This window comes from Gammaproteobacteria bacterium, from assembly GCA_037388465.1.
GTDB lineage: Bacteria > Pseudomonadota > Gammaproteobacteria > SpSt-1174 > SpSt-1174 > JARRKE01.
This window is the reverse complement of sequence record JARRKE010000034.1, coordinates 1-22,161: the sequence shown is the minus strand read 5'-3', so window position 1 is coordinate 22,161 and position 22,161 is coordinate 1. Positions and strand designations below refer to the sequence as shown.

21 protein-coding genes and 1 tRNA gene are annotated in these 22,161 nt (G+C 63.0%); 17 read left to right on the top strand and 5 right to left on the bottom strand.

What is annotated here, in order from left to right:
• The 16 genes from P8Y64_08460 to P8Y64_08385 form a co-directional block, all read left to right on the top strand.
• Positions 1-1,842 (top strand): CsoS2 family carboxysome shell protein (locus P8Y64_08460; GenBank protein ID MEJ2060504.1); only part of this gene is annotated, 1,842 nt, incomplete at its 5' end.
• 35 nt (positions 1,843-1,877) lie between these two features.
• Positions 1,878-3,398 carry a carboxysome shell carbonic anhydrase gene (locus P8Y64_08455; protein MEJ2060503.1) on the top strand — a complete coding sequence of 507 codons (1,521 nt, stop codon included), beginning with the start codon at positions 1,878-1,880 and terminating at the stop codon, positions 3,396-3,398.
• Positions 3,398-3,661, top strand: coding sequence for a carboxysome peptide A (locus P8Y64_08450; GenBank protein ID MEJ2060502.1), 264 nt, complete (start codon positions 3,398-3,400; stop codon positions 3,659-3,661). The genes P8Y64_08455 and P8Y64_08450 overlap by 1 nt, the downstream gene beginning before the upstream one ends.
• Positions 3,661-3,951: a carboxysome peptide B gene (locus P8Y64_08445; GenBank protein MEJ2060501.1), complete on the top strand. Its 291-nt coding sequence runs from the start codon at positions 3,661-3,663 to the stop codon at positions 3,949-3,951. The genes P8Y64_08450 and P8Y64_08445 overlap by 1 nt, the downstream gene beginning before the upstream one ends.
• Before the next feature lie 40 nt (positions 3,952-3,991).
• Positions 3,992-4,282 carry a BMC domain-containing protein gene (locus tag P8Y64_08440; GenBank protein MEJ2060500.1) on the top strand — a complete coding sequence of 97 codons (291 nt, stop codon included), beginning with the start codon at positions 3,992-3,994 and terminating at the stop codon, positions 4,280-4,282.
• Between the two features lie 36 nt (positions 4,283-4,318).
• Positions 4,319-4,642, top strand: coding sequence for a BMC domain-containing protein (locus P8Y64_08435; protein MEJ2060499.1), 324 nt, complete (start codon positions 4,319-4,321; stop codon positions 4,640-4,642).
• 32 nt (positions 4,643-4,674) lie between these two features.
• Complete coding sequence (locus P8Y64_08430) at positions 4,675-5,151, top strand: ferritin-like domain-containing protein (GenBank protein MEJ2060498.1); 477 nt, start codon at positions 4,675-4,677, stop codon at positions 5,149-5,151.
• A gap of 12 nt (positions 5,152-5,163) precedes the next feature.
• Positions 5,164-5,427 carry a 4a-hydroxytetrahydrobiopterin dehydratase gene (locus P8Y64_08425; GenBank protein ID MEJ2060497.1) on the top strand — a complete coding sequence of 88 codons (264 nt, stop codon included), beginning with the start codon at positions 5,164-5,166 and terminating at the stop codon, positions 5,425-5,427.
• Positions 5,428-5,438: 11 nt separating this feature from the next.
• Positions 5,439-6,065, top strand: coding sequence for a ParA family partition ATPase (gene parA / locus P8Y64_08420; GenBank protein ID MEJ2060496.1), 627 nt, complete (start codon positions 5,439-5,441; stop codon positions 6,063-6,065).
• Positions 6,062-6,292, top strand: coding sequence for a hypothetical protein (locus tag P8Y64_08415; GenBank protein MEJ2060495.1), 231 nt, complete (start codon positions 6,062-6,064; stop codon positions 6,290-6,292). The genes parA and P8Y64_08415 overlap by 4 nt, the downstream gene beginning before the upstream one ends.
• A gap of 44 nt (positions 6,293-6,336) precedes the next feature.
• On the top strand, positions 6,337-8,016 hold the full coding sequence (locus P8Y64_08410; protein MEJ2060494.1) for a proton-conducting transporter membrane subunit: 1,680 nt from the start codon (positions 6,337-6,339) through the stop codon (positions 8,014-8,016).
• A gap of 1 nt (position 8,017) precedes the next feature.
• Entirely contained in the window at positions 8,018-8,776 is a 759-nt protein-coding gene (locus P8Y64_08405; protein ID MEJ2060493.1) for a hypothetical protein, read from the top strand.
• Positions 8,773-11,892: a DUF2309 domain-containing protein gene (locus P8Y64_08400; protein ID MEJ2060492.1), complete on the top strand. Its 3,120-nt coding sequence runs from the start codon at positions 8,773-8,775 to the stop codon at positions 11,890-11,892. Before P8Y64_08405 ends, P8Y64_08400 begins: the two co-directional genes overlap by 4 nt.
• Entirely contained in the window at positions 11,889-12,215 is a 327-nt protein-coding gene (locus P8Y64_08395; GenBank protein MEJ2060491.1) for a P-II family nitrogen regulator, read from the top strand. The genes P8Y64_08400 and P8Y64_08395 overlap by 4 nt, the downstream gene beginning before the upstream one ends.
• 88 nt (positions 12,216-12,303) lie before the next feature.
• Positions 12,304-12,918, top strand: coding sequence for a BMC domain-containing protein (locus P8Y64_08390; GenBank protein ID MEJ2060490.1), 615 nt, complete (start codon positions 12,304-12,306; stop codon positions 12,916-12,918).
• 4 nt (positions 12,919-12,922) lie between these two features.
• Positions 12,923-13,489: an NUDIX hydrolase gene (locus P8Y64_08385; protein MEJ2060489.1), complete on the top strand. Its 567-nt coding sequence runs from the start codon at positions 12,923-12,925 to the stop codon at positions 13,487-13,489.
• Here the strand turns inward: P8Y64_08385 and P8Y64_08380 are convergent.
• Complete coding sequence (locus P8Y64_08380) at positions 13,480-14,394, bottom strand: LysR family transcriptional regulator (GenBank protein ID MEJ2060488.1); 915 nt, start codon at positions 14,392-14,394, stop codon at positions 13,480-13,482. The genes P8Y64_08385 and P8Y64_08380 overlap by 10 nt on opposite strands.
• A 175-nt stretch (positions 14,395-14,569) precedes the next feature.
• Here P8Y64_08380 and P8Y64_08375 point away from each other — a divergent pair, with 175 nt between their 5' ends.
• Positions 14,570-15,808 (top strand): class II fructose-bisphosphate aldolase family protein, encoded by a 1,239-nt coding sequence (locus P8Y64_08375; GenBank protein ID MEJ2060487.1) that lies wholly within the window; start codon positions 14,570-14,572, stop codon positions 15,806-15,808.
• A 108-nt stretch (positions 15,809-15,916) separates the two neighbouring features.
• Here P8Y64_08375 and P8Y64_08370 read toward each other — a convergent pair.
• The 4 genes from P8Y64_08370 to gltB all read right to left on the bottom strand — a co-directional run.
• Positions 15,917-15,993, bottom strand: a tRNA-Ile gene (locus P8Y64_08370).
• A gap of 10 nt (positions 15,994-16,003) precedes the next feature.
• Positions 16,004-17,839, bottom strand: a complete 1,836-nt coding sequence (gene rpoD / locus P8Y64_08365; protein MEJ2060486.1) for an RNA polymerase sigma factor RpoD — start codon at positions 17,837-17,839, stop codon at positions 16,004-16,006.
• Between the two features lie 87 nt (positions 17,840-17,926).
• On the bottom strand, positions 17,927-19,711 hold the full coding sequence (gene dnaG / locus P8Y64_08360) for a DNA primase (GenBank protein MEJ2060485.1): 1,785 nt from the start codon (positions 19,709-19,711) through the stop codon (positions 17,927-17,929).
• 105 nt (positions 19,712-19,816) lie between these two features.
• On the bottom strand, positions 19,817-22,161 hold a 2,345-nt coding region (gltB, locus tag P8Y64_08355; GenBank protein MEJ2060484.1), incomplete at its 5' end, for a glutamate synthase large subunit.

Below are 22,161 nucleotides of genomic sequence, written 5' to 3'. Positions count from 1 at the left end.
GGTCGTGCCGCATCCATGGCCCGCCGCCGGGCACAGGCTGCGCGCGGCAAGGCGGGCGTCAGCGCGGCTGGCATGACGCCGGCGCAGGCCGCCCGCGCAGGCAATCCGGAACTGTCCGGCCGCGAGCTTGCCCAGGCGCTGCGCGAGCAGCGGAGCCGGCGTGGCGGCGCCGGACAGAAAAAGTCCGCTCCGACCGGCCGGCAGCGGCCGGCTCGCACCAGTGCTTCGCAAGCTGCGGCCCAGGATGCGCCCTGGAAGGTGGGCGCCAGCGAAACCGCAGACGGTCAGATCGTGACCGGGACGATGGTCGGCCGCAGCCGAGACGTGACCGGCGACGAGGCGAGCACCTGCCGCACCGTGACCGGCACCGAATACATGGGCGCAGACATCTTCCGCGATTTCTGCCAGGCCGAACCGACCAAGGGTTTTAACCGCGTCGGCGTGAGTTCGACCGGCCGCGGCAACCGTGTCACCGGCAACGAGGTCGGCCGCAGCGGCAAGGTGACCGGCGACGAGCCCGGCACCTGCAAACAAGTGACCGGGACCGAATACGTCGGCGCCGGTCAGAGCGAGGCCTTCTGTGGCGCCAAGGCCGGGAAGGGCCCCGCCAAGATTACCAGCGCTGAAACCCGTGGCGGCAAAAGCGTGACCGGAAACAATGTCGGCAGGTCCGGCAAGGTCACCGGTGACGAGGTCGGTGCGGATCGCGTTCTGACCGGTACCCAGTACATGCAGCGCGGAGACGGCAAAGCGCATGGTGGCGTGCCGGCAAAGGTGGGCGCAAGTGCAACCCTGCGCGGTGGCGAAGTGACCGGCACGGTGGTCGGGCGGCGCCAGAACATGACGGGTGACGAGGCCGGCAGCTGCCGCAACGTCACCGGTGACGATTACATCGGCCAGGAACAGTTCGGCCAGTTTTGCGAATCGACTCCGAAGCCGAAGGACCGCAAGGTCGGCGTGTCTGCCACGCTCAGCGGTGAACGCGTTACCGGCACCATGACCGGTCGCGCGGAGCGGGTGACCGGCGATGAGCCGGGCACCTGCAAGACCGTCACCGGCACGCCCTATGCCGGGGCAGAACAGTACGGCCGGTTCTGTGAGCCGTCGCAGGCAGATGCCGCCGCTGCGCGTATGCGGGACGGCAAGCGCATGTTCGGCTCCGTTATGACCGGAATCCAGCCCTCCGTGGGCGGCAAGATGACCGGCGACGAGAAGGGTGCCTGCGAATCCGTCAGCGGTACGCCGTACGTCGGCGCCGATCAGGCCGCTGCGGTCTGTCCGGCAATCGCAGCGGAACCGGGTGCCCCGGACTTCCCGCAGCCGCTCGACGGTCAGGCCTGGGGGCAGTTCAGCGTTGCGCCATCGGTGCGTGAGTCCCGGGACTCTCAGCCCAATCTCAGTCAACCGGGATCCGGCGTGACCGGTTCCACCTACGAGGCTGGGCACATCACCGGCCCGTTCGGCATGGCGACCGGCAAGGTCACCGGCACCGAGGAGGCGCGTTTCGGGCGTGCCAGCGGTGAACCGGTCGTGGCTGAATCCCCGATGGAATCCGAGTTGGTGCACGGTCGAGTGAAGTCGCGCATCACCGGTGAAGGCATCGACGCCGGCCCGAAGATCACCGGCGACGATTGGGATCGTGGCGACCGGGTGACCGGCACCGAGGGTACTTCGGCGCTGGCCCGTAATCCGAGCCGCCGCGGCCCGGGCATGCCCATGGCCGCAGCCATGGCTCACGGTCGTCCGGAAGAGGTGCCGGAACCGGTCAGCAAGGTCACCGGAGGCAGCGGCAATACCGAGAAAGGTGCGTTGATCACCTACTCGGGCGGAGCGCGCGGCTGATCGCCGGCGACTGAGCTGACAAACGGTACATGACGATGCAACGCACTCAACGCCATCACCAGAATCGTGACCGGATCCTCGGCACCGCGCCGATGCGGCGACCCGGCGCCGTCGGACTCCCGGCGGGCGGATCCGAAACGGGTGACCTGGCCGCAACCGTGTCTACCGGTATCAGCACGCGTGCGGCTTCACGGCCGATGCGCGGCGGGCGAACCAGAAACGTGGCGGACAGCCACGCGCTTGTCCGCGCGCAGGAGAATGCGCGACTGAATGACTACGAACAGGGTGTAAAGGCTGCGTTCGACGGCATTGTGCCGGTGCTGAAGCGGATCTCCGCGCTGCAGCACGAGGCGGATTTCGAGATCCGTGCGCAGGAAATCGCGCGTCGCGAGCTCGGCTTCGAGTTGCCAGAGGAGATTCTCGCCGATGCCTGGGTCGAACAGCTTGATATGCGTCGGCTGTACGCCTGGTGCACATTCGCAACGTATCGTCGTTTCTGCGACGAGTTCTTCACGCACGATCCGCTGGCTGCCGGCGATGCGGACAGCTTTGAAGACTACCTGCAGACCTGCGGATTCCACACGCTCGATATCTCGCCCTGTGCGGACGGGCGCTTGGCGCACGTGATCCGCTATGTGCTGCGTTTGCCGCACCGCGCGGTGCGCCGCAAGTCCTACGCCGGCGCGATGTTCGACATCGAGGACAGCATCCAGAAGTGGGTGGAGACCGAGATGCTGCGCTACCGCGAGGGGCGTCCGAATACCGCCGATGCCCCGACCCGCTACCTGAAGCTGGTCGCCTATCACTACAGTTCGGTGGACCCGGAGCATGAAGGTTGCGCTGCGCACGGTTCCGATACCGCAAGGGCGGCGGCAGCAGGTCTGGACCGTCTGAGGGCTTTTCAGCAGGCCATCGAGAACAGCTTCTGTTGCGGCGCATCCATCGATCTGCTGTTGATCGGTGTGGATACCGACACCGATGCCATCCGGGTGCACGTATCGGACACCGATGGCGGGATCGACCTGAATCGTTATGTCGACGCGATGGAGCTGTACACCGCAACTGCGGGCGTGGGTGCCTCGCGCGCCAAGCGCGACATCCACGACGCGGTCCGCCGGTCGTCTCCGGATGTGGCCGAGGGCATGGTATCCCTGGTCGAGCGTCTGATCGAAAACAACTTTTCGCAGATCGCCTATGTGCGCAGTTATCACGGTGATCACTATGCGGACGTCGGGCATGCCGAACGCTTCATCGGCGCAGGCGTCGGCTTCGAGGAGATACAGCTGCGCAATCTGATGTATTTCGCCTACCTCAACACGCTTGAGGAGGCCACACAGGATATGGATGTCGGCATCAATATCTTTACCGGTCTGAACGTCCGTCACGGCCTGCCGGCACCGGTGGTAGTGCGCTTCGACTACCACGGCCAGGTCCCCGGAGCACGCGAACGTGCAGTCGAGCACTGCCGGCGTGTCACCGATGCGATCAAGGCGCGCTACCCGGATCTGTTCGAACGTGGCCTGCTGCATGTGTTGCAGGTGGTCCGCGACCACTGATGAAGATCTGTCAGGTCGAACGGCCGCTGGTCGCCACCAATCGCATTGCCGGCATGGAACACAAGCATCTGCAGGTCGTGCGTGACGGGTCTGTGTTGGCCGTCGCAGTCGATGCGGTCGGCTGCATCCCGGGTGACTGGGTCATCTGCGTGGGCAGCTCGGCGGCGCGAGAGGCGGCGGGCAGCAAGGAATATCCAAGCGATCTGACCATAGTCGGGATCATCGATCATTGGCCGCCTGCTGAAGGCGAGGATGAAGGCTGATGGAAATATTCCAGGTCGAATCGCCACTGGTCGTGACCCGTCGCGTGGATGGCTTGAAGCACAACAGCCTGCGTGTGCTGCGCAGCGTGAGCGGCAAACGGCAGGTCGCGGTCGACCCGGTGGGTTCGCGCGAGGGCAACTGGGTGTTCACGGTCAGTGGCTCGGCCGCGCGTTACGCGGTCGGCGATTTCGGGATCCTGACCGATCTGACAATTGGCGGAATCATCGATCGCTGGGAAGAAGAATCGGATTCGGCGGATGCGGTAAAGCACGCCCCGACGAATCCTTGAAGATATCGGTAACAACTGAAAGTCAGCAGGAGACATAACGATGGCAACTGAAAACTACGGTATCGCACTGGGCATGATCGAGACGCGCGGGCTGGTACCCGCCATCGAGGCTGCCGACGCCATGACCAAGGCGGCGGAAGTCAGTCTGATCAGCCGTGAATTCATCGGTGGCGGCTACGTCACCGTCATGGTCCGCGGCGAGACCGGGGCGGTGAACGCTGCCGTCCGTGCGGGCGCTGACGCCTGTGAACGGGTCGGAGACGGTCTGGTGGCGGCGCACATCATTGCGCGTCCGCACCGTGAGGTCGAACCGGTATTGGGCAGTAACTAAGACGTTTTTTTCAATTACGACGATGGAGATACGAAGATGGCAAATGACAACTACGGTATCGCACTGGGCATGATCGAGACGCGCGGGCTGGTGCCCGCCATCGAGGCGGCGGACGCCATGACCAAGGCTGCGGAGGTGCGTCTGATCGGGCGTGAATTCGTGGGCGGTGGTTACGTCACCGTGCTGGTGCGCGGGGAGACGGGTGCGGTCAACGCTGCCGTGCGCGCCGGCGCCGATGCCTGCGAGCGCGTGGGCGACGGTCTGGTGGCCGCGCACATCATTGCCCGCCCTCACCGCGAAGTCGAACCGGTGCTCGATGGCGAAAATGCCATGGCCGGCAATCGTCCTGCACGCAGCTGAGTGACAGGCGGGTCTCGATCCACTGACGGAGCATGAGCAGGCCCACGGATCAACGTGTTCTCGGGTATCTCGGTCGGGCGCTGAGTCTCGAGCTAAGTGCGGTTCAGCAGTACAGCACCCAGGCGCGGCTTGTCGCGACCTGGGGGCTGGCCGAACCGGCACGACGCTTGCGCGACGAGGCTGTCGAGGAGATGGGACATGTGGATCGGGTTATCTCACGCATGCTGGCGTTGGGTGTGGCGCCGAATGCATCTCAATTGCGCCCGGCGCGGCTTGGTCAGAACCTGCAGGAACTATTGCGTCAAGACCAGGTGCTTGAGCAGGAGCTTGTGAGTCTGTACGGCGACGCCACCCGCTACTGCGCGCGTCAGGGTGATCATGACAATCGCCTTTTTTTCGAGGCGCTCCTCGAGGAGGAAAAAGGTCATGGAAGCGAGTTTGTCCGTTGGCTCGAGGAGTTGGAACGACCTGGCGCCGCCGTTTCCGTAAAGCAGCGCGCCACCTTCTAAAGGAGATACGCCATGAGCAACCAGTGGCAGGAACGCAAGCGTCCCAACCGTCTGGAGCGGCGCTATGAGTTTGCGGACTATTCGGCGCTGCGTGATTTTCTCGATCGCGCCGCCGAACTCTCCGAACGAGAAGGGTTGTATCCCGACATCGGGTTCGGTCGTGACTACGCAAACATAACCATCCACTGCGAAGAAGGTGTGGATGAACTGGGCGATGCCCAACGGGACTTTGCAGAGCGGCTGGACGAGCTCTATCCCGATGCCGGGACCCATTGAGGGCGACCGCCATGGCCGTGATCGCGCTGGTCGGTAACAAGGGAGGTGCGGGCAAGACCACGCTTGCCGTTAATTTCGCCACGCTGCTGGTGAAAGAGGCAGCCGCCGTTGTGCTGGATGCCGATCCCCAGGGTTCGGTGTTGCAGTGGCAGGGCATTGCCGGCACCGATACGGATCTCGCGGTGGTCGATGCGTCGGTTGACCTTGCGGACAGCTTCGCTCACACCGCAGGTCGCTATGAGCATGTGGTGATCGATTGTCCGCCATCGGTGCACGCACCCCAGACCCATGCGGCCCTGGCTGTCAGCGATGTCGCCCTCATACCGGTGCAGCCTTCGCCGCTCGATCTGTGGGCGACCGTGCATATCGAACATGCCGTTGAAGAGGCACGCAAAACCAACCCGGAGCTCAGGACATTGCTGGTGATCAACCAGCTTGAGTCGCGCACCCGGCTTTCCCGTCTGATCCGCCAGGCATTGGCCGAGCTGGAACTGCCTGCCGCACAAACGGCGATTCGCCGGCGCGCCGTTTACCGGGCCAGCGTGCTGGAGGGTAAGAGTGTGCTGGATATGGGAAGCAGCGGTGCGGCCGCTGCTGAGGAGATCCGCAACCTGATCAGTGAGGTAGTCCCGACATGACCACGAACGAAAAGACCGGCGAGAAGCTTCTTGCCTCCATGCGCAAGACCAAAGCGGCTGCGGCCGCGGGGAAGCCAGACTCACCGCAAGCTGAGGTAAAGGCGCCTCAAAAGGCAAAGCCCAGGCCGCAGAACAAAAGGAAAACCGTGACCAAGCGTTCATCGGATGCAAGCAGAGCCGGGCACGGCGACACCTATCAAAGTGGGCGCCGCGTCTGGCCTGACTGACGCGACCGTCGCGCATCACGATTTGGTGGAGTGGATATATGACTATGGAACAGCTTGTCGTAGTAATGGCAGCCTTGCCCCTGCTGTCCGCTATGTTGATACAGCTGCTGTCCGCCCGTCTGGGCAGGCAGGCTGCACGGCTGAGCGTGACCGTTATGGGCATCACCTTTGCGCTGGCCGCTGTCATCCTGTTCTCGGCCGTCATGCATGGTGCTTCCGGTCAGGTCGCTTTGGCAGGCTCGTGGGGCATATTCCTGTTCGATCCGCTGAGCTCGTTGATGGCGGTGGTCATCTCGGGCATCAGTTTGATCGTTCATATCTATTCCGTGCGCTACATGGCCGAAGAGCCCGGCTATGCGCGGTTTTTTGTGCTGCTCGATATCATGACCGCCACGCTGCTGGCGATGGTTGCCGCCGGCGATCTGATCACCCTGTTGATCGCCTGGCATTTGATCGGGGTCCTGCTGTATTTTCTGCTCGGCCAGGATACCCGCAGCCACTCGGCTCATCGCTACGCTTTCTGGACCCTTATTACCTACCGCTTCGGGGACCTGCCTTTGGTGCTGGCCGCCGGATTTTTGTATCACGCCTACGGTACCTGGTCGTTACCCGAAATCTTTTCGCACATCGCTGAGGGTCCGGCGATACACAGTATCCTTGGCCTGCCATTGACCGGTCTGGTTGCCGCGCTGGTGGCGGTGGCGGCCTTCGCGCGCTCGGCGCAGTTTTTGCTGCACACCTGGCTGCCCTACACCATGGGTGGTCCAACACCCGTTTCGGCCTTGATGCATGCGGGTATCGTCAATGCGGGTGGTTTTCTGATCAACCGCTTCGCGCCCGTTTTCGCCCACACCGATGGGGTGCTGCACTGGGTGTTCATTGTCGGGTTGGTGACCGCGCTGATCGGTTCGGTCCTCATGCTCACCCAAAACGACATCAAGAAATCCCTTGGCTACTCGACCATGGGGCAGATGGGTTTCATGATCATGGAATGCGGCGTCGGCGCCTTCTCCCTGGCGATCTTCCACCTCATCTCCCACGGGCTGTTCAAAGGGACGCTCTTTTTGGGCGCGGGCGGTGTTATCAACGAGGCCCGCAAAGATGACGGCGTACCCAAGGACGAGCTCTATACCTTCATGGTGGAAAAGCGCCCGGCAAGCGTGCGCCGACCCTGGGTGCTGATGGCCGCCATTACCCTGGCAGTGCCCGTAAGCATCCTGGTGATCGCCCATCTGCTGATCGGCAAAAATAATTTTCAGGAACAGGGGGCCATCGTGCTGTTGTTCTTCGGGTGGGTGACGGGCGCTCAGTTGATCTTCGCCACCTACCGGATGCGTACGCAGAACGTGTGGCGCCTGGTGACGCTGAGTATCTTTTCATTCACGGTGGTGGTGCTGGGCTATACGCTCATCAGCCATGCTTTCGAGCTGTTTCTCTATCCGGACGAGGTGTTTCGCCATCAGATCTACGCCGCGGCCGATATCAATGTGTTGCGTTTCGACATGCTGGTCGTATTGATCACCGCTTTGGTCGTGGCGGGTTGGGTGCTGACCTACTACTCCGAATACAACGGCAATCGTCGAGGCGGGAACCCGGGTCGGTTGTGGCTGACCTTTTATGCGCTGATCTCGCGTGAATTTTACCTGCCCGATCTGTTCTCCCGCTTCGCCCGTGCGCTGCTGGCAACGGCGACACGGCTGAACGTCTGGATGAGGTGGGTGTGACATGGCGATGCTGATGTACGGGCTTGCCGGTTTGTTTCTGCCGTTGTTCCCGTTGAGCATGGCATTTAATGTCCTGTTCAATCGGATACGCAATGCCTGGCTGCGCGCCATGCTGTTGCTGGCCTGGCCGCAACTGGGGCTGAGCCTTGTCCCGGTGGCCGATCCGTCGGTCGCCGATTGGTTTGTGGCGCTAGCGCTGTTTACTTCGGCGCTGTACGCGTTCAGGGCGATCAGCCTGCGGGAAATGGGACAGTGGGCCGGTTACCTGGCCACTTCGGCGTGGGCGTTGCTCTGGATTGTGCACGTTAACCACGTCGACCCCCGGCTTGTCCGCCTGTACGCGCTTGCCTTCAGTTTGCCCCTGGTCTTGCTGGTGCTGATTGGCGCCCGTCTGGAACGGTATTTCGGTGCGGCCTATTCAGGGCTATACGGCGGTCTGGCGCAGATGCTGCCGCGCCTGGCCGGCGTGTTGGTGTGTGTGGTGCTCGCGATCACCGCTGCGCCGCTGTTTCCCGGCTTTTTCGCCATGCTCGCAACCATCACGATTACGACGCCGACGGCACCGCTGGCGGCGCTCGTCGTGGCGGGTATCTGGTTGCTGTGGAGCTGGGCTGGCGTGCGTCTGCTTCAAGGAATGATCGTGGGTCCCGCCAGCGGCGAGGAAGTGGCGGACCTGAGTCTGATATCTACCTGGGCTTATGTCGCGGTGTTGATCGCGCTCCTCGTCGGCAGCCTCTATGCCATGGGAGATTTGCTATGACGCTTCCGCTCGGTCAAAAGCTTCAGATCCGCGCCATGATCTATGTGGCGGGCGAGTCTATTCCCTATTTCTGGCCTATGCGCTCGTTCATTCACCACAATCCACTTCATGGCCTGGAGCACCTGCCGTTTGCGGAGGCGATCGAAGAAGGCAGGCGGCTGTTTCATGCCAAGGGATATCTGAGCCGGGCGGACTATCAGCGTTACCTGGCGCAAGGAAGGATCGATAAAGTGGAACTGGCCTCCGGTGTGGACAGGTTTCTTGCCGATCAGGAGTCCCTGCCCGAGCTGGATTGGAATAGCTGGCTGCAGGCCCTGCTGACGCAGACCGGTCAGCCCGTCGTTCAGCCGGGGATGCTCGCCCGGGTCTCCGATATACAAAGCGCCTTGAGCCAGCGCCCGCTGGGAGCCTCCACGCCCGAAGACGAGATGCTGGTCGAGGGGCTGCGCAGCGAATTGCTGGGTTCCCGTCCGGTCTACGAGGCTGTGGACGCGCTCTATGGAACCGAGATCGGTTCGGAGCTTGACGAGCTTGTCATAAAGAGCTGCCTGGACTTCTTTGACGAAGGCCAGTCCGTATGGGGCATGCCCGGGCGCGAGCAGGGGTTTTTCTCCGCATGGCGAGATGTGGCCAGCCACAACGGTCGTTTTTACTTAAGAGGCCTGCATATCGACCGCGTGATTGGTGGCGATGATACCCCGGAGGCAGTCATCGACCACGTTATGCAAACCCTTGGCGTGCCGGCGCAATGCTGGGTGGGTTACTTCACCCGTGAGCTTGCACGCCTGCATGGCTGGGCCGGTTTTGTCCGTTGGCGCTCCAATGCCAAGAATTATTATTGGTCCGAGCGCTATCCCGCAGATCTGGTCGACCTCCTGGCTGTGCGCCTGACCCTCGGTTTGGCGTTGTTGAGCGAGCGCGGCCGTAAGGGAGTCGCGGTGACCGCCGCCGATGTGGCGCAGCTCATCGAGCGACGCCCCCACGAAACCTACCTGCGTCACGAACTCCATAGTGGTTCGGTGCTGCCGTCATTTGCGCAGCGCGTGGAGCAGACGCTGGCTGAGGGGCGCCCGCAGAAAATCGAGCGGCTCTGTTCCGACTACGTCTCCGAGAAGCGTGCCGATGAAGCCCGGCGCCAGGCGGGACGCCTTACCGGGCTGGCGCAGAAGGCGGGCCAACCCCAGACGCTGGAGCAGCTTTCCGATGACGGGCTGCGCAGGTTATTGGAGACGCTGCGCGAATTCGAGCACCGCGAGGGCATGATCTGGTTGCGGGCCATGGAGGAGCAGGCGGTGCATCGCCTGCTTGAGGGCGTCATGCTTGAACCCGAAGTTGTGCGAGACAAGCGCCCCTTTGCGCAAGCCCTGTTTTGCATCGATACACGTTCGGAGCGCATCCGTCGGCATCTGGAAAACGTGGGCGATTATCAGACGTACGGTATTGCCGGATTTTTTGGTGTACCCGTGAGTTTCATGGAGCTGGGCAAGGGAAGTGAAATCAATCTTTGTCCGGTACTGCTGACGCCGAAGAATCTCGTCCTGGAAATGGCGGTTTCCGAAAGCAGGGATGATATGGCTGCCGTGACGGTGCTCGAGAAAGCGCTGCACGAACTCAAGGAATCCGTGCTCACACCGTTCGTCACCGTTGAGGCGATCGGGCTGTTGTTTGGTCTGGATATGGTGGGCAAGACGCTGATTCCGCAGCACTACAATCGCTGGCGACAGCGGCTGTATGAAAGCAGGCCGCAAACCCACCTGCTGCTCGACAAGCTGACCCGCGAACAGGCGGATTCAATCGTTCGAGCGGTGCAGCGTGCGGTGATCACCAAGGCCGTCGAACAGGAATTCGGCCTGGAGGCTGAAGGGATTAACGATGCATTGGTGCGTGAGCTGCGTGAAGCAGCCATGGGAAATCGACAGGATGCACCGGGGTTGGTGACGTCACTGGGCCTGGGTGAACGCGCTGCTCAGGACTTTATTGAGCGGCTGCGCCAGGTCTACCGCATCGATCCGGCCTTTGCCGAGCTGCAGATGGAGCGGCTTGGGCGATTGGGTTTCAGTCTCGATGAGCAGGCCGGTTTCGTCGGACAGGCATTGCGTTCAATCGGACTCACAAAAGACTTCTCCCGCTTCATCCTGCTGGTTGGTCATGGCAGCACCTCCGAAAACAATCCCTACGAATCTGCGCTCGACTGCGGTGCTTGCGGCGGAAATCACGGTCTGGTGAACGCGCGTGCCGTGGCGCAAATGGCCAACAAGCCGGAGGTGCGGGACAGGTTGCGTGAGCAGGGCATCGAGATACCGGATGATGCCTGGTTCGTGCCGGCGCTCCATGACACGACTACCGATGAGTTGCAGCTGTTCGATCTGGATCGCCTTCCTTCATCCCACGTGCTCTACATGGACCGTTTGCGAAACGGACTGCTGGCCGCCTCGCGTCTTTGCGCCCAGGAGCGTATGCCGCTGCTGCATAGTAAAGCCGGTTCCGTGGAACCCGCGGAGGCATTCAAGGGCGCCCAACGAAACTCCATGGACTGGTCCCAGGTGCGTCCGGAGTGGGGCTTGGCGGGTAATGCTTATTTCGTCATCGGCCGTCGAGCGCTGACCCGGTCGTCGTCTCTGGAGGGACGTGCCTTTCTGCATTCCTATGACTACCGTCTGGACCCCAAGCGCCGATTGCTGGAGAACATTCTCGCCGGTCCGCTCGTGGTCGGCCAATGGATCAACATGGAGCACTACTTTTCCACGGTGGACAACGAGCGGTTCGGCAGCGGCAGCAAGGTGTATCACAACGTGGCCGGTCGATTCGGGGTGATGACGGGCAATCTGAGCGACTTGCGCACCGGCCTGCCGGCGCAGACGGTTCTCGACGGCGGCAAGCCTTTCCATCAACCGCTGCGGCTCATTACGGCGATCGAGGCGCCATTCGACCATGCATGGCGCGCCGTGGAGAGCGTGGCGGCGGTGAAGTCACTGGTACGCAACGGTTGGATTCGATTGCTGATCATCGACCCCGAGCAAGGGACCGTGAATGTGTACGAAGACGGTCGGTGGGATAGCCGCCGTTTGGACCCAGCCTCTGCACAGGCGTTCGTTGAGGAGACAACCGCATCATGAAGAATCTGAATTTCAGCCCGTTGAAGAAGCTTGAGATAATCCTCGGCGGCGAGCACCAGGGCTTTGTCGCCGATATCCTGGATCGGGCCGGGGTGACGGGTTATACGATCGTAAACAACCTTTCGGGCAAAGGCAGTCATGGATTCCGTACGGGGCATCTCATGTTTAATGAGGATGATGTGCTGATCATGATCATTGCCGCCGTTCCCGAGGAGCTGGTGAATCCGATCCTGGAGGGGCTTGCTCCCTTTTATAACGAGCATTCCGGCGTGGTGTTCATCTCTGATATTCAGATCACCCGATTGGTGAAATTCAGCGGCTGAATGCCGGCAAGCGATTTCGGCTACAACCCCTGACTGAGGCAATGCCGTGCCCGAGCATCTCCTGGATCGCGGGCGCGGCGGTTATTAGATGATAGAACTTCGGACATACGTGTATATCGACTCGTTGCAGCCGCAACTTGCCGAGTATATGGCCACGGTCTCGCAGGGGTTCCTGCCGGTGCCCGGGGATGCCTGCCTGTGGGTGGAAGTTTCCCCCGGCATGGCAATCCACCGGCTCACCGATATCGCGCTGAAATCCACCCGGGTGAATCTGGCGCAGCAGGTCGTCGAGCGCGCCTATGGTTCCATGGTGGTTCACCACCGCGACCAAAGCGACGTGCAGGAAGCCGGCAGGGTCATTCTCCAGCATCTGGGGGCGCAGGTGCAGGACCGTCAGCCCTGTCAGGTCGCCTGGCAGGAAGTGATTCGTGGCATGACACCGGACCATACGGTGCTGATCAATCGGCAGAACCGTCGCGGTTCGATGATTCTGCCCGAGCAGAGCATGTTCATTCTGGAGACCGAGCCGGCCGGTTACATCGTTTATGCCGCCAATCAGGCGGAGAAGGCGGCCAATATTACCCTCATCGATGTGCGCGCCGTCGGCGCCTATGGCCGTCTGACCCTGGCGGGCAGCGAGGCGGATGTCGACGAGGCTGCGGCTGCGGCTATCGCTGCCGTCAACAATCCATCGGGGACATGAGGCGATGCATCGTCAGGCACTCCTCGAATTGTTGACCCGGCACCGCTCGCGGTTCATGGAGGAGTCGGCCTATATCGCCCGGGCAAGGGTTTTTGTGGAGCAGCACCCGGACTGCTTTCATCGTGATCTTTGGCCGGCCCATGTCACGGGTTCGGCCTGGGTGGTCAATCCGGATCACTCGCACGTGCTGCTGATGCATCACCGCAAACATGATCAATGGTTTCAACCCGGGGGTCATGCCGACGGCGAGGCCGATATCGTAGCGGTGGCCTTGCGCGAGACCGCGGAAGAGACCGGCATCGACCCGGAGCGCGTGCGGTTGGTCGATGGTCAGATCTTCGATCTTGATATCCATCGTATCCCGGCCATGCATGGCGATCCTCAACATGAGCATATCGATGTCCGCTTTCTTGTGGAGATCGACGAGCGGCTGCCCGTACCGGGCAATAATGAGTCACATGAGGTGCGATGGGTACCGGTCGGGCAGGTATCGCGATTCAACAACAACCGCTCGACCTTTCGTATGGTGGAAAAGACCCGCAGGCTGCGACCGCAATTCGCTCATGCCTGAGTCGGCTCTCCGATGTGCTGGGATATCAGGAAGTCTTTGAACGCTTGAGCCGCCGGTGCCAGGATCTTGTGCTCCGGATAAACCAGATGCCACTGGCGTTCCAGCGGCAGGCCCTGAACGTCCAGGATAACGAGATCGCCTCGTGCGACTTCCGCTTCGACGGTGATCTTTGCGACGATGGAAATGCCCAGCCTGCCCGCAACGGTCTGCTTGATGGCTTCGTTGCTGCCCAGCTCCATCCGCACCCGCGGTGTTGTGCCATGACTTTGGAAAAAGGCTTCGCATCCCAGGCGGGTGCCGGATCCTCGTTCCCGTGCGATGAACGGTTCTTCAGCCAGGCGTTGGGGAGAAATGTTCTTTTCTTTGGCTAACGGATGTTCCGGGTGAGCGATGGCGACCAACGGATTGGGTGCAAAGGGAATGGTGACGACGCCCAGGTTTTCCGGCGGTTGCCCCAGAATGTACAGGTCATCCTGGTTGTGGGCGAGCCGGTCGAGAATTCTTTTTCGATTGCCCACGAACAGTGAGACCTCGATGCCCGGGTGCTGCTCGCTCAGTTGGCCCAGCAGTTGCGGCACGAAATATTTGGCCGTGGTGAGAATGGAAACGCTGAGCGAGCCTTTCTCGAGTCCCTGGATGGCGGCCAGTTCCTGGACGAGCCGTTCCATACGCGCCGAGACGTCGCGGCAGGCCGAAGCGACCGCTTCGCCCGCTTCGGTGAGGTAGAGCTTTTTTCCTACCTGTTCCACCAGCGGCTGACCGGCCGCTTCAGCCAGCTGTTTCACCTGGATGGAAACCGCCGGCGGGGTCAGGTGCAGCGCCTCCGCAGTGCGGGTGATGCTCATGTGCTGGGCCAGGGCGTCGAAGATCCTGAGCTGATGAAGCGTGGCGCGTCGAATAGGCATTTTTTGTTAAGCGATCCTTAAAAATACAGTTTAAAAACTTAAACTGTAATTTATCAGCTGTTCCCCATAGACTCAATCCTGACCAACGAAGTCGGAATAGGACGGCTCACGGATATCGCTTCGCCCAGGGATTGGTCACCAGCATTTGCGACTGCCGTCGGGAGGAATGCTCGAAATGCCACTGGTGAACATGAAAGACATGATCGATCACGCCTACCAGCACAATTACGCTGTGGGCGCGTTTGAATTGGTCAATCTGGAGTTTCTGCAGGGGGTGATGGCGGCGGCGGAGCGCTGCCGGGCACCGGTTATCCTGAGTTTGGGGGAGTCGCATTTCGAATTTGTCGACTTCGATCTGATGGTTTCTGCCGTGGAGTGTGCTGCGCAGCGTGCCTCCGTTCCGGTGGCGATCCATTTGCACCATGGCCTTGGCCTCCAATCTGCAGTTCGTGCTATCAATGGCGGATGCAACGGCGTCATGGTCGATGTTTCCCATCGCGCGTTGGGGGAAAACATCAACATTACGCGCGAGGTCGTTTCCATGGCCCACGGTTGCGGTGTGCCGGTGGAAGGCGCGCTGGGCTATGTGCCAAATGCTGAGGGTGAAGGCGCGCCGTCGGAGCCGAATCAGGTTGTATATACGGCGGTAACGGAGGCACGCGGGTATGTGGACAAGACCGGCGTCGACTTCCTCGCGGTATCCATCGGGACCTTGCGCGGGCGCATGAAGACAAAGCCCAAGCTCAACCTGCAGCGCCTCAAACAGATCAACGAAGCGTTGGGCATACCGCTGACAATCTACGGAGGATCCGGCCTAAACGACAGTCAGTACGGGCGGCTGATCGCAAACGGCGTCGCCAAGATCCACTACCACACCGCGCTTGCCGATGTGGCTCTGGAGCAGGTGCGGGCGAGCACCAGGGGCAATGCCAAAACCCATTTCAGGGGTGCGATGCGCGCGGTACAGGAGGCGGTGGAACAGGAGACCGAGCGTTGCCTGCGGCTCTGGGGGGCGGCCGGTCGTGCCGCCGAGGTATTGGAGCGATGCCGGCATTGGGTGCCGGTCGAACATATCGTTACCCATGATGCGGAAGGCCTGGATGACATGGGGGCCGAAGCGGTCATGGCGGAGGGACGGCGGATTCTCAGCACGATTCCCGGCGTGCGCGAGGTCGGTTCCGGCAAAGTGATGCGCGACGACGGGCTGTGTCGATACAGCTGGCTGGTGCGCTTTTGTCACACGGCGGCCGTCGCCAGCTATCGTGAGCATCCGGACTATGTCTCGTTCGTCAGTCAGCGATTGCGTCCGGGCCTGCGCGTCGGTGCCGATTCGCATTTGAATTCCTGGAGCGCGGGCAGCGCCCAGCCTTCAGAAAGTCACCTCGGCTGGTTGTCCCAGGCCCCACGAGGTTAACTGCCGAAGGGAGAAGTGAAGCCGCCTTCCTTGCAGGCACTGTATTTCGTGACCTCAAGCCAGAAACAACAAAGGCCGCCCTTGGGCGGCCTTTGTTTACAACCGATTTGGTGGGCCCGCCAGGACTCGAACCTGGGACCAAGGGATTATGAGTCCCCTGCTCTAACCAACTGAGCTACAGGCCCCGGGCTCTAATCAGCCTTCGACGTCCAGGAAGCTGCGCAGGCGCTCGGAGCGCGTGGGGTGGCGCAGCTTGCGCAGGGCCTTGGCCTCGATCTGGCGTATACGCTCACGGGTGACGTCGAACTGCTTGCCGACCTCCTCGAGGGTGTGGTCGGTGTTCATTTCGATGCCGAAACGCATGCGCAGCACCTTGGCTTCGCGCGGCGTCAGGGTGGACAACACGTCCTTGGTCGCTTCGCCGAGGCTTTCGGTGGTGGCCGATTCCACGGGCGATAGGACGTTGATATCCTCGATGAAGTCGCCGAGATGCGAGTCTTCGTCGTCGCCGATCGGGGTTTCCATCGAGATGGGTTCCTTGGCGATCTTGAGCACCTTGCGCACCTTGTCCTCGGGCATTTCCATACGCTCGGACAGCTCTTCGGGCGTGGCCTCGCGGCCCATCTCCTGCAGCATCTGGCGGGAGATGCGGTTGAGCTTGTTGATGGTCTCGATCATGTGCACCGGGATGCGGATGGTGCGGGCCTGGTCCGCGATGGAGCGGGTGATGGCCTGCCGGATCCACCAGGTGGCGTAGGTCGAGAACTTGTAGCCACGGCGGTATTCGAACTTGTCCACCGCCTTCATCAGGCCGATGTTGCCTTCCTGGATCAGGTCCAGGAACTGCAGGCCGCGGTTGGTGTACTTCTTGGCGATGGAGATCACCAGACGCAGGTTGGCCTCGACCATTTCCTTCTTGGCCCGACGCGCCTTGGCCTCGCCGATGGACATCTGACGATTGATTTCCTTGATCTCGTTGATGCTGAGCTGAGTTTCGTCCTCGATGGCGGCCAGCTTTTTCTGGGCGCGCAGGACGTCATCCTTCAGCTCCTTGAGCTTGGTGACGTATTTCTGCCGGCCCTTGAGGTGGCTGTCGATCCACTTCGGGTTGGTCTCGTTCTCGGGGAAGCTGTCGATGAAGGTCTTGCGCGGCATATGCGCCTGGCTGACGCACAGCGACAGGATCTGGCGTTCCTGGCCGCGGATGCGGTCGACGGTGTCGCGCAGGTTCGCCACCATCTGGTCGACCAGACGCGGGACCAGCTTGAGTTCGATGTACTGGTTGGCGATTTCCTCGCGCAGCTTGGCGAACTTGACGTGATGGCCGCGGCGGGCGGCGGTCAGGGCCTGTTCGAGCAGCTCGCGCAGGGCGGTGAAGCGGGCGCGCGCCTCCTCGGGATCGGGACCGGTGTCCTCCGGTTCGCTGTCGGACTCGTCGTCATCATCATTGGAGTCGTCGTTGCTGGCCTCCACGTTCGCCTGCGGGGGCGGGGTGGGCTCCTGGGCCAGCTCGTTCAGATCGATGAAGCGCACGACCACGTCGGTCAGCTTCTGTTCCTCGCGCTCGACCTTGGCGTATTCCTCGAGCAGCAGCTCGATGGTGCCGGGGTAGTGGGCAAGCGCGTACAGCACCTGGCCCAGACCTTCCTCGATGCGCTTGGCGATGGCGATCTCGCCCTCGCGGGTCAGCAGCTCGACCGTACCCATCTCGCGCATGTACATGCGCACCGGGTCGGTGGTGCGACCGAATTCGGCCTCCACGCTGGCCAGGGCGGCGGCGGCCTCCTCGGCGGCGTCCTCGTCCGCGCTGGTGCTGGAGTCGGACAGCAGCAGGCTATCGGCATCGGGAGCCTGTTCATGGACGGTGATACCCATGTCATTGATCATGCCGACAATATCCTCGATCTGTTCGGGATCGACGATGCTGTCGGGCAGGTGATCATTCACCTCGGCATAGGTCAGGAAGCCCTGTTCCTTGCCTTTGGCGATGAGTTCTTTAAGCCGTGATTGCTGTTCTTGCTGATATTCCATAGCGGGATTAGCCGACGTAGAAAATGGGCAAAGTAAACGTTTCTTTATAACACAAAACCAGTTAATTCTCCAGATAAACAGGGCTTTTCAGCCCTGCCCGCGACGCTTGAAAAGGCGCTGGAGCTCGCTTTTTTCCTCGCTGGTCAGCCCTTCGGGGCGGCGCGACTTGGCCAAAAGGACCTCGGTACGCTGTATATCGGCCTGCCGGGCCAGTTGCTGCAGGGCGTCACGAAACAATACCTCCGCGCCGACCTCCGCCATGCCTTCCGGGCTCCAGCCCGCCAGTTTGGCGAGATGCGGCCCCTGCGGGGTATCGCGCCAGCGCTCCAACAGCGCTGCAGTAGTTAGATGCGGGCTGGAACGCAATGTTTCAAGCAGGTCATGCAATAAATCCACCCCCGGGATCTCCAGATTACGCAGGTAATCCAGATCCATAGGGGGCGCGGCCAGCTCGGGATCGCTGAGCAGGCAGGCGATGGCGACCCGGACGGGCGTGACCTGCAGCCCGCGGCCACGGGCGCGCGGCCGGGATTCTTCGGGTGATTCGGGCGGCGGTGCGGCGGCCCCGCCTTTGGGCAGATACTGCCCCAGCGCCCGGCGGTCCAGCCCGGTCAGATCCGCGAGGCGGTTAAGAATCTGGGCGTGCAGCAGGCCTTCCGGCAGCTCGCGGATCAGTTCGCCGGCCGTCTTGGCCAGGCGGGCGCGGCCTTCCAGGCTGGTCGACGGGCTGCGTTCTTCGAGTTCCTGGAACAGGTAGTCGCTGAGGCTTTGGGTCTGGGTGTCCAGGCGATCCTCGAAACCGTCCTTGCCTTCCTTGCGCACCAGGGTGTCGGGGTCCTCCCCCTCCGGCAGGAACAAAAAGCGCACCTCGCGTCCGTCCTGCAGGGCGGGCAGGGTGTTTTCCAGGGCGCGCCACGCCGCTTGGCGGCCGGCCCGGTCCCCGTCGAAGCAATAGACGAGCTCGGGCACCACGCGAAACAGCTGCTCGACGTGTTCGCGGGTGGTGGCCGTTCCCAGGGTGGCGACCGCATAGGGAATGCCCTGCTGCGCCAGGGCGATGACGTCCATGTAGCCTTCCACGATCATCAATCGTTCCAGGCGGGTGCTGGCCTTGCGGGCCTCGAACAGGCCGTAGAGCGAACGCCCTTTGTGAAAGACGGGCGTTTCCGGCGAGTTGAGATATTTGGGGCCGCCGCTCCCGGGGCCCTCGGAGGTCTCGCCCAGGATGCGCCCGCCGAAGCCGATGACCCGCCCGCGCCGGTCGCGGATCGGGAACATGATGCGGTGGCGAAACTTGTCGTACACCTGGCCGCGGTCGTTGCGCGAGACCAGCCCGGCCTTCTCCAGCAGGGATTCCGGCACGTCGAGGTGGCGCAGCAGGGCGTCCCACTGGTTGGGGGCGTAGCCGAGCCCGAAGGCGGCGGCGGTCTGGCCCGTCAGGCCGCGCGATTTCAGGTAACCGATGGCCTGCGGAGACTGCTTGAGCTGATCGCGGAAAAAGGCCGCGGCCCGTTCGTTCAGGGCGTAGAGGTCGTCCGCGGGCTCGGCGCGGGCGGCGGCGGGCCCGGCCGGGCCTTCGCGGGGCACCTCCAGCCCCAGGGACTGGGCGAGGGACTCCACCGCCTCCACGAAGTCCATGTGTTCGTATTCCATCAGGAAGCCGATGGCCGTGCCGTGCGCACCGCAGCCGAAGCAGTGATAGAACTGCTTGCCGGGGCTGACGTAAAAGGACGGTGTCTTTTCGTTATGGAAGGGGCAGCAGGCCTTGTACTCGTGGCCCGATTTCTTGAGCGGCACGCGTGCGTCGATCACCTCGACGATGTCGACCCGCGCGAGCAGGTCGTCGATAAAGGACTGGGGGATGCGCGACATGTTCAGGGCCCCGAGCCTGAGGATGCGTGCTTCATGGGTGGTGACTCAAGGAGGGGGCGCGAGGAACTCCATAGACCTCGCGCCCCGTGCCTCGGGCACCGCGGATTACGCCGCCTGCTGCAGGGAGTCGATCAGGCTCTCGAGGTCGGCGGCCTTGGGTTTGACCAGCCAGAACTTGGGCAGGTAGCCGCTGAAGTCGTCCAGGACGTGGCGGCCCCAGGCACTGCCGGTCTCGGCGGTGTAGTCCTCGATGAGCTTGCGCAGGTAGTTGCGGTGGGCCTGCATATGCGCCGGCACGAGCCGGTGCGTGTCGATCAACTCGTGGTTGTAGCGGTCGGTGAACTGGCCGTCCTCGTCCAGCACGAAGGCGAACCCGCCGGTCATGCCGGCGCCGAAGTTGACCCCCGTCTTGCCCAGCACGCACACCACGCCACCGGTCATGTACTCGCAGCAGTGGTCGCCGGTACCCTCGACCACGGCGATGGCGCCGGAGTTGCGCACGCCGAAGCGCTCGCCGGCGGTGCCGGCGGCGAACAGGGTGCCGCCGGTGGCGCCGTACAGGCAGGTGTTGCCGACGATCGGCGCCTCGTGGCTGGCGTAGCCGGCGTCCTCGGGCGGACGCAGCACGATGCGGCCGCCGGCCATGCCCTTGCCGACGTAGTCGTTGGCCTCGCCGGTGACGTCGATGTGCAGGCCGCCGGCGTTCCATGCGCCCAGGCTCTGCCCGGCGCTGCCGCTCAGGGCCAGGGTCAGCGGCGCCTCGTCCATGCCGTGGTCGCCCCATTGCCGGGCGATGGCGCCGGAAAGGCGCGCGCCGACGGCGCGGTCGGCGTTGGTGATGGCGTAGGCGAAGCGCCCGCCGCTGCGCGCGGCAACGGCGGCGGCGGTGTCGGTCTGGATGGCCTCGACCAGGGCCGAGGTCTCGCGCACCGGATTGCGTGCGCGGATGCAGTAGGGCTTCATGTGCCCGCCGCCCTCGCGCGCCAGCAGCGGCGTCAGGTCCAGCGGGCCGGTGCCGGCCAGCGGCACGTCGAGGCGCTCGAGCAGGTCGGTGCGGCCGATGATGTCCTCCAGCCGCGCAAAGCCCAGCCGCGCCAGGTGCGCGCGCACGTCCTCGGCGATGAAGCGGAAGAAGTTCTCCACCATCTCCGGCAGTCCGACGAAATGGTTGCGCCGCAGCAGCTCGTGCTGCGTGGCCACGCCGGTGGCGCAGTTGTTGAGATGGCAGATGCGCAGGTACTTGCAGCCCAGCGCGACCATCGGTGCGGTGCCGAAGCCGAAGCTCTCCGCGCCCAGGATGGCCGCCTTGATCACGTCCAGGCCGGTCTTCAGGCCGCCGTCGGTCTGCAGCCGCACGCGATCGCGCAGGCCGTGCTTGAGCAAGGTCTGGCGGGTCTCGGACAGGCCCAGCTCCCACGGCGTGCCGGCGTACTTGAGCGAGGTCAGCGGGCTGGCGCCGGTGCCGCCGTCGTGGCCGGACACGGTGATCAGGTCCGCACCGGCCTTGACCACGCCCGCGGCCACGGTGCCCACGCCGGCGTGGCTGACCAGCTTGACCGAGACCAGCGCCTCGGGATTGACCTGCTTGAGGTCGTGGATCAGCTGGGCCAGGTCCTCGATGGAGTAGATGTCGTGGTGCGGCGGCGGCGAGATCAGGCCGATGCCGGGCTTGGCGAAGCGCAGCCGCGCGATCATCTCGTTGACCTTGTGCCCGGGCAGCTGGCCGCCCTCGCCGGGCTTGGCGCCCTGGGCGATCTTGATCTGCAGCACCTCGGCATGCACCAGGTAGGACGGAGTGACGCCGAAGCGGCCCGACGCAACCTGCTTGATCTTGGACATCTTCTCGGTGCCGTAGCGCACCGGATCCTCACCGCCCTCGCCGGAGTTGGAACGTGCGCCGAGGCGGTTCATGGCAATGGCCAGGGCCTCGTGCGCCTCGGGCGAGAGCGCGCCCAGGCTCATGCCGGCCGAGTCGAAGCGCGTAACGATCTGCGCCAGCGGCTCGACCTGATCCAGCGGAAGGGGCCTTTCCGCATCTCGCGGGCGCAGCAGGTCGCGCAATGCCGAGGGCGGGCGTGTGTCCACGTGGTCGGCATAGCGCCGGTAGGCGGCCGTGCCGCCGGTACGCACCGCCTCCTGCAGCGAGGCGATCACGTCCGGGTTGTACATGTGGTACTCGCCGCCGTGCACGTACTTGTACAGGCCGCCGGCGCGCAAGGCCACGCTTTCGTCGCGCGCCTCGGCCGCCAGCTGGCGCTGGTCGCGGTCCAGGTCCACAAAGCCCGCACCGCCGATGCGCGCCGGGGTGCCGGGGAAGCAGAGGTCGACCACGTCCGGCGCAAGGCCGATGATCTCGAACAGCTGCGCGCCGCGGTAGCCGGCGATGGTGGAGATGCCCATCTTGGACAGGATCTTCAGCAGCCCGGTACGAATGCCACGGCGGTAGCGAC

Excerpts from the sequence above, each read along its gene's own strand:
- rpoD (MEJ2060486.1), bottom strand. The coding sequence starts at position 17,839 with ATGGAATATCAGCAAGAACAGCAATCACGGCTTAAAGAACTCATCGCC.
- P8Y64_08425 (MEJ2060497.1), top strand. The coding sequence starts at position 5,164 with ATGAGCAACCAGTGGCAGGAACGCAAGCGTCCCAACCGTCTGGAGCGG.
- P8Y64_08385 (MEJ2060489.1), top strand. The coding sequence starts at position 12,923 with ATGCATCGTCAGGCACTCCTCGAATTGTTGACCCGGCACCGCTCGCGG.
- parA (MEJ2060496.1), top strand. The coding sequence starts at position 5,439 with ATGGCCGTGATCGCGCTGGTCGGTAACAAGGGAGGTGCGGGCAAGACC.
- P8Y64_08440 (MEJ2060500.1), top strand. The coding sequence starts at position 3,992 with ATGGCAACTGAAAACTACGGTATCGCACTGGGCATGATCGAGACGCGC.
- P8Y64_08415 (MEJ2060495.1), top strand. The coding sequence starts at position 6,062 with ATGACCACGAACGAAAAGACCGGCGAGAAGCTTCTTGCCTCCATGCGC.
- dnaG (MEJ2060485.1), bottom strand. The coding sequence starts at position 19,711 with ATGTCGCGCATCCCCCAGTCCTTTATCGACGACCTGCTCGCGCGGGTC.
- P8Y64_08450 (MEJ2060502.1), top strand. The coding sequence starts at position 3,398 with ATGAAGATCTGTCAGGTCGAACGGCCGCTGGTCGCCACCAATCGCATT.
- P8Y64_08395 (MEJ2060491.1), top strand. The coding sequence starts at position 11,889 with ATGAAGAATCTGAATTTCAGCCCGTTGAAGAAGCTTGAGATAATCCTC.
- P8Y64_08405 (MEJ2060493.1), top strand. The coding sequence starts at position 8,018 with ATGGCGATGCTGATGTACGGGCTTGCCGGTTTGTTTCTGCCGTTGTTC.
- P8Y64_08380 (MEJ2060488.1), bottom strand. The coding sequence starts at position 14,394 with ATGCCTATTCGACGCGCCACGCTTCATCAGCTCAGGATCTTCGACGCC.
- P8Y64_08445 (MEJ2060501.1), top strand. The coding sequence starts at position 3,661 with ATGGAAATATTCCAGGTCGAATCGCCACTGGTCGTGACCCGTCGCGTG.
- P8Y64_08435 (MEJ2060499.1), top strand. The coding sequence starts at position 4,319 with ATGGCAAATGACAACTACGGTATCGCACTGGGCATGATCGAGACGCGC.
- P8Y64_08410 (MEJ2060494.1), top strand. The coding sequence starts at position 6,337 with ATGGAACAGCTTGTCGTAGTAATGGCAGCCTTGCCCCTGCTGTCCGCT.
- P8Y64_08455 (MEJ2060503.1), top strand. The coding sequence starts at position 1,878 with ATGCAACGCACTCAACGCCATCACCAGAATCGTGACCGGATCCTCGGC.
- P8Y64_08430 (MEJ2060498.1), top strand. The coding sequence starts at position 4,675 with ATGAGCAGGCCCACGGATCAACGTGTTCTCGGGTATCTCGGTCGGGCG.
- P8Y64_08400 (MEJ2060492.1), top strand. The coding sequence starts at position 8,773 with ATGACGCTTCCGCTCGGTCAAAAGCTTCAGATCCGCGCCATGATCTAT.
- P8Y64_08375 (MEJ2060487.1), top strand. The coding sequence starts at position 14,570 with ATGCCACTGGTGAACATGAAAGACATGATCGATCACGCCTACCAGCAC.
- P8Y64_08390 (MEJ2060490.1), top strand. The coding sequence starts at position 12,304 with ATGATAGAACTTCGGACATACGTGTATATCGACTCGTTGCAGCCGCAA.